Annotated in this window: 6 protein-coding genes and 1 tRNA gene; 3 read left to right on the top strand and 4 right to left on the bottom strand. The window is 48.8% G+C overall.

Translation table 11 applies throughout. The annotated features are described in order from the left end of the window. Positions 1-188 precede the first annotated feature (188 nt). Positions 189-264 (bottom strand) — tRNA-Val (locus tag VIN66_RS17205). A 200-nt stretch (positions 265-464) separates the two neighbouring features. Between VIN66_RS17205 and gltX the strand changes: the two genes are divergently transcribed. Together gltX and VIN66_RS17195 are read left to right on the top strand one after the other, a co-directional pair. Next, a complete protein-coding gene (gene gltX / locus VIN66_RS17200) occupies positions 465-1874 on the top strand; it encodes a glutamate--tRNA ligase (protein WP_331925127.1) in 1410 nt (469 codons plus the stop codon). Between the two features lie 172 nt (positions 1875-2046). Next, on the top strand, positions 2047-2844 hold the full coding sequence (locus VIN66_RS17195) for a DUF481 domain-containing protein (RefSeq protein ID WP_331925126.1): 798 nt from the start codon (positions 2047-2049) through the stop codon (positions 2842-2844). 56 nt (positions 2845-2900) lie between these two features. Here VIN66_RS17195 and VIN66_RS17190 read toward each other — a convergent pair whose 3' ends face one another. Both VIN66_RS17190 and VIN66_RS17185 read right to left on the bottom strand, forming a co-directional pair. Further along, on the bottom strand, positions 2901-3890 hold the full coding sequence (locus VIN66_RS17190; protein ID WP_331925125.1) for a 2-hydroxyacid dehydrogenase: 990 nt from the start codon (positions 3888-3890) through the stop codon (positions 2901-2903). A gap of 71 nt (positions 3891-3961) precedes the next feature. After that, positions 3962-4441 (bottom strand): glutathione peroxidase, encoded by a 480-nt coding sequence (locus tag VIN66_RS17185; protein WP_331925124.1) that lies wholly within the window; start codon positions 4439-4441, stop codon positions 3962-3964. A gap of 86 nt (positions 4442-4527) precedes the next feature. Here VIN66_RS17185 and VIN66_RS17180 point away from each other — a divergent pair, with 86 nt between their 5' ends. After that, positions 4528-5409, top strand: a complete 882-nt coding sequence (locus VIN66_RS17180) for an NAD(P)-dependent oxidoreductase (protein ID WP_331925123.1) — start codon at positions 4528-4530, stop codon at positions 5407-5409. Here the strand turns inward: VIN66_RS17180 and VIN66_RS17175 are convergent. Continuing rightward, on the bottom strand, positions 5398-5684 hold a 287-nt coding region (locus tag VIN66_RS17175; RefSeq protein ID WP_331925122.1), incomplete at its 5' end, for an RES family NAD+ phosphorylase. The two genes, VIN66_RS17180 and VIN66_RS17175, sit on opposite strands and share 12 nt — an antisense overlap.

Below are 5684 nucleotides of genomic sequence, written 5' to 3'. Positions count from 1 at the left end.
GGTTCGAACCAGTGACCCCCGCCTTGTAAGGGCGGTGCTCTCCCAGCTGAGCTAACAATCCATGGGAGTATCAAATTTTGGCTTCACACAAGTTTAAAACGAGGTGATGGTGGATTGTACTGAGTTTAATCAGTTACCACCGTCTCGTCGTAAAGAGCGGGCGATGCTCTTCATGATAAGACGCAACATGGTGGATTGTACTGGGTTCGAACCAGTGACCCCCGCCTTGTAAGGGCGGTGCTCTCCCAGCTGAGCTAACAATCCATGCCGGTTGATGGCGCTCATTATAGGGAGCATGATTTAGCTGTCAACATTATTTTAGTAAATCCGGTTTGCTTGCTGCAAAAGTAAACATTATGCGCTGCGTAAACAGAAAACTGTACAGAACAGCCTACCTTAGCGGGTGCATCCTACGCAGCGCATTGTTACAATAGACACCATTATTGCACTGTGATGGATTAACTATGTCTCTTGTTACCCGTTTTGCCCCCAGCCCTACTGGTTACCTGCATGTAGGTGGGGCCCGCACCGCGTTGTTTAGCTGGTTGTATGCCAGAAAGAATGGCGGAAAGTTTATTCTGCGGATTGAAGATACTGATCTGGAACGCTCAACGCAGGAATCTGTTGATGCCATTTTAGAAGGCATGAACTGGTTAGGTCTGGATTATGATGAAGGCCCTTACTATCAGACTAAGCGCTTTGATCTGTACAAAGAAGTCGTGGCGCAGCTGCTGGCCGACGGCAAAGCATATAAATGTTTTTGTACCGTGGAAGAAGTGGATGCGATGCGTGAGGCACAAATGGCCGCCGGAGAAAAACCGCGTTATAACGGTATGTGGCGTGATCGCACTGACCATCCAAGCGATAAACCTTATGTTATCCGCTTTAAAAATCCACAAACCGGTACCGTTGTCATTGATGATTTAATCAAAGGTAAAATCGAGATTGCCAACAGTGAGCTTGATGATTTGATCATTGCGCGCAGCGACGGCACCCCGACTTACAACCTGACGGTGGTAGTTGATGATTGGAAGATGGGTATTACCCATGTGATCCGTGGAGATGACCATGTTAACAACACCCCCCGGCAGATGAATATCCTGGCTGCGCTGGGTGCTGATATTCCCAAGTATGCCCATGTGCCAATGATTTTAGGTGATGACGGCAAACGTTTATCAAAACGCCACGGTGCGGTTGGCGTGATGCAGTATCGTGATAATGGCTTCCTGCCTGAGGCGTTACTGAATTATCTGGTTCGTCTGGGCTGGTCACATGGCGATCAGGAAATTTTCACTAAAGATGAGCTGGTGCAACTGTTTGACTTATCAGCGTGTAACCGTGCGCCTTCAGCCTTTAACACTGATAAGCTGATTTGGTTGAACCAGCATTATATGAAAACACTGCCTGCGGAGCAGGTTGCTGCACAGTTGGCCTGGCATCTTGCCGAGCAGCAGCTGGATACCAGCAATGGCCCAGCGTTAACTGATTTAGTAAAGGCTCAGGCTGAGCGGGTTAAGACACTTAAAGAAATGGTTGTAGTAAGTCGCTATTTCTATGAAGACTTTGCAGAGTTTGATGCCGAAGCGGCGAAAAAGCATTTGCGCCCGGTTGCGCTGGAACCTTTACAGGCAGTCGCAGCCAAACTGGCAGAGCTGAACGACTGGACTCAGGAAAGCATTCATCAGGTTATCAATGCCACTGCCGAAACACTCGGTGTAGGCATGGGTAAAATTGGGATGCCACTGCGCGTTGCCGTAACTGGTGGAGGAAACTCTCCGGCACTGGATCTGACCCTGGCGCTGGTGGGAAAACAGAGAAGCCTTGAACGTTTAGCTGCTGCTATCAGCTTTGTGCAGCAGCGCTCAGCAGAATAAAAACGGCCAGAAAACACAATAGTTTCGGCCAATGACCCTATTACTCAGTCCGCATTACTGGGCAGGGTAATCTGGGTTGATAAAATACAGATGTCACGGAAGACGAAATAACAAAGTGGACACACCACGACTCATGGGTAAGTTTTTATAAAGGGAGTGATACAGCGACATAATGCATGTTTTCCTAAAAAGCGTCAGCTTGGCACTGATGCTTGGCTTGCATGGGGTGCAAGCTGCAGAAACGGATAGTTTACCCACCAGCGAAGAGCCATTACAGCCGATAGGCTTTTTTGGTACTGTGACAGGTGACGTAGAACTTGGCTTCCTGTTTACTTCAGGTAATACAGACTCTTTTGCTATCCGGGCGAACAGCGAACTGGTACACGATCTGGAATACTTCCGTAATCGTTATCAGCTGCAGAGCCTGCTGCAAAAAAATAATGTTACGGACAGCGATACCGGTGAAAAAGATCAGGTGACAACGGCCAGCCGCTACAGTTTCACTGGTCAGAGTAACTATAAGCTGGTCAAGGGCAGGGAATCGATTTTCGGTCGGGCTACTTATGCACATGACAAGTTTGGTGCTTTTCGTGAGCAAGCAGCTTTGGCAGTCGGTTATGGTAACCGGCTCTATGAAAAGCTGACCAGCTATCTGGATTTAGAGACGGGACCGGGTTTTTCGCATCAACAAAGTGCTTCTGGTAACAATAACAGTGGCCCAATATGGTTTGTGGCCGCTAATCTGGATTATGCGCTGTTTGATACCACCAGTTTTCGCCAGACGCTGGAGAGTTCTACTTCGCTTGGCGGGGAAAACTCGACATTGCTCAGCCGCAGCAGTATCACCGCGAAAATAGTCGATAAATTGTCAATGCGCTTTAATTTTGTCGTGCGCTATAACTCCAGGCCTGAGGGCGATTTACGTAAAACCGATACTGAAACATCGGCATCATTGGTATATACGTTCTAGAGCACGCTGATATCCAGCCGCAGCTGCGTTCATGCAGCTGCGGCTGGAAGATATGGTCAGTTAACCAGCTCGTTACCGGTTTCAGTATTACTGGCAAATGCCAGTAAGTTGTCGCTGGTGATCTGACAAATTTCCTGTAACGCTTCTCTGGTAAAAAACGCCTGATGGCCTGTTATCAGTACATTGGGGAACGTCAGCAGGCGTTTGAAAACCTCATCATCAATCATTTGCTCGGACAGGTTTTCAAAAAACAGGTCAGCTTCCTGTTCGTACACATCAAGGCCCAGATAGCCAATTTTCCGGCTTTTTAAGCCGTCAATAATGGCTTTGCTATCGACCAGGGCGCCACGACTGGTGTTTATCAGCATGACACCGTCTTTCATGCTGCCGATGCTGTAATGGTTGACCAGATGTTTTGTATCTGGGGTCAGCGGGCAGTGCAGGCTGATAATATCACTTTGGGCATAAAGCTCTGCTAATGAAACATAGCGCCCGCCCAGGCGCTGTATTTCCTCAGCCTGAACCAGGTCGTGGCACAACAGCTGGCAACCAAACCCATGTAAAATACGGGCGGTGGCCAGCCCAATTCTTCCTGTCCCAACAAGGCCTACCGTTTTGCCAAATACATTAAACCCCAACAGGCCATCAAGCGCGAAGTTGTCGTCCCGCACTCTGTTATAGGCTTTATGCAGTTTGCGGTTTAAACACAACATCATACCAATGGTATGTTCTGCAACGGCTTCAGGTGAATAAGCCGGCACCCGTGCAACGCGGATACCCAGTGTTTTGGCAGTGGTTAAGTCAACATTATTAAAACCGGCACATCTTAGCGCCACCATTTCAATGCCTAACTCAGATAATTGCTGCAGTACTTCTGCATCAAGTTCATCATTTACAAATACACAGACGGCATGACAGCCTGCAGCCAGCTTAACGCTGGATTTGGTCAGGCGGCAGTCATGATAGCTAAATTGCAGGCTGTTGTCGGCCCACTGTGTAAAACCGTCACAGTCATATTTTTTTGCGCTGAATACGGCAACTTTCATGATAGGTCTCCCATATTGTTGCCGTATAGCTTAGTGTAAAAATATGGGCAATATTTAGCGCTGGATCAAAGTTAGAGTAAGTCTTTTATCGAGCTGGCAATGGCAGAAGGTTTAGTACGTGGCGCGTAGCGTTTTACCACATCACCATCTTTATTGACCAGAAACTTAGTGAAGTTCCATTTGATAGCGCGGGTTTTCATTAAACCACGGGCACTGTCTTTTAAGTGTTCAAACAGCGGTGACGCATCCGGGCCATTTACCAGCAGTTTGGCCATTACCGGAAAGCTCACGCCATAGTTAAGTTCACAAAACTGCTGAATGTCACTGTCAGAGCCAGGCTCCTGACCACCAAACTGGTTACACGGGAACGCCAGTATCACCAGACCTTTGTCGTGATACTTCTGGTGCAGTTCTTCCAGTTCTTTATATTGCGGTGTAAAGCCACACTGACTGGCAGTGTTGACAATCAACAACACTTTACCGCGATACTGGCTTAAATCTAATTCATTGCCCTGTGCATTCTTTACTTTGTACTGGTGAACATTGGCCATGCTGATCCCTTCTTTAATTGCTTTCAATCAGGCAGATATCTTTGTAAGCTTTGCGCCACAGTATGTCACAGTTTTAAGTCATTAATATGTCAATTAATAGTAATAGCAAAGTCGCATTTATCGGATTAGGTGTTATGGGTTACCCGATGGCGGGCTATCTGCAGCAGAAAGGCTATCAGGTTACGGTATATAACCGCACTACAGCCAAAGCGGAAAAATGGGCGGCACAATATGGTGGCAGCTGGGCTGCCACGCCAGCTGAAGCCGCGAAGGGAGCGGAGCTGGTGTTTATGTGTGTCGGTAATGATAACGACGTGCGCTCCGTGGTGTATGGCGAGCAGGGTGTATTGGCCGCAATGTCCTCAGGCAGTGTACTGATTGACCATACCACCGCCTCGGCCGAATTAGCACGTGAGCTGGCCACTGCAGCAGCGGATAAAGGCGTGGGCTTTTTAGATGCGCCGGTATCCGGCGGTCAGGCCGGCGCGGAGAATGGCGTATTAACGGTGATGATTGGTGGCGAGAGTGCCGATATGGCTAAAGCTGAAAGCGCTATTATGAGCTTTGCCCGCTGTGCAAAACTATTGGGGCCAGCAGGCTCAGGGCAACTGGCGAAGATGGTCAATCAGATTTCTATCGCCGGCGTGGTGCAAGGCTTGGCCGAAGCGCTTAATTTTGCGCAGAATGCCGGGCTTGATGGCGCAGCGGTGGTAGAAGTGATTTCCCAAGGTGCGGCGTCATCCTGGCAGATGCAAAACCGCTCGCTGACTATGCTGGATGGCAAGTACGATTTTGGTTTCGCAGTCGACTGGATGCGTAAAGATTTAGGCATAGCACTGAATGAAGCGCGGCAAAATGGCAGCCATTTACCGCTGACCGCACTGGTTGATCAGTTTTACAGCGAAGTGCAGCAGATGGGCGGTGGCCGCTGGGATACCTCCAGCTTACTGGCGCGGTTAAAGCGTTAAGCGTGGGTCTGGCATAAACTCCAGTTCGGTAGCGGTTGCCAGGCATGCGTCGAAGCGTGGATGCAGCGGGTTAAGTAGTATATTGTACTCTCGTGGTGCGATAACACTGGGTACAGACAATGCAAGGCTGGCTTGTTGTGTCAGCCAGTTGTCACCAATACGGGCGGTGTCGATGCTGGCAGGTTGTTGTTGCCAGTTAGCTGGTAGATTGGTTTGACTGAGAAACAATACATCGTCGGCGGCGATAGTTAACTGAAATAGCCGGTATTGCGATA

The sequence above is a fragment of the Rheinheimera sp. genome, from assembly GCF_036568245.1.
In the GTDB taxonomy this organism is placed as follows: Bacteria; Pseudomonadota; Gammaproteobacteria; order Enterobacterales; family Alteromonadaceae; genus Alishewanella.
This window is presented reverse-complemented; position numbering and strand designations above follow the sequence as displayed.

Coding starts and splice junctions, on each gene's coding strand:
- VIN66_RS17195 (WP_331925126.1), top strand. CDS start 2,047: ATGCATGTTTTCCTAAAAAGCGTCAGCTTGGCACTGATGCTTGGCTTG.
- gltX (WP_331925127.1), top strand. CDS start 465: ATGTCTCTTGTTACCCGTTTTGCCCCCAGCCCTACTGGTTACCTGCAT.
- VIN66_RS17190 (WP_331925125.1), bottom strand. CDS start 3,890: ATGAAAGTTGCCGTATTCAGCGCAAAAAAATATGACTGTGACGGTTTT.
- VIN66_RS17180 (WP_331925123.1), top strand. CDS start 4,528: ATGTCAATTAATAGTAATAGCAAAGTCGCATTTATCGGATTAGGTGTT.
- VIN66_RS17185 (WP_331925124.1), bottom strand. CDS start 4,441: ATGGCCAATGTTCACCAGTACAAAGTAAAGAATGCACAGGGCAATGAA.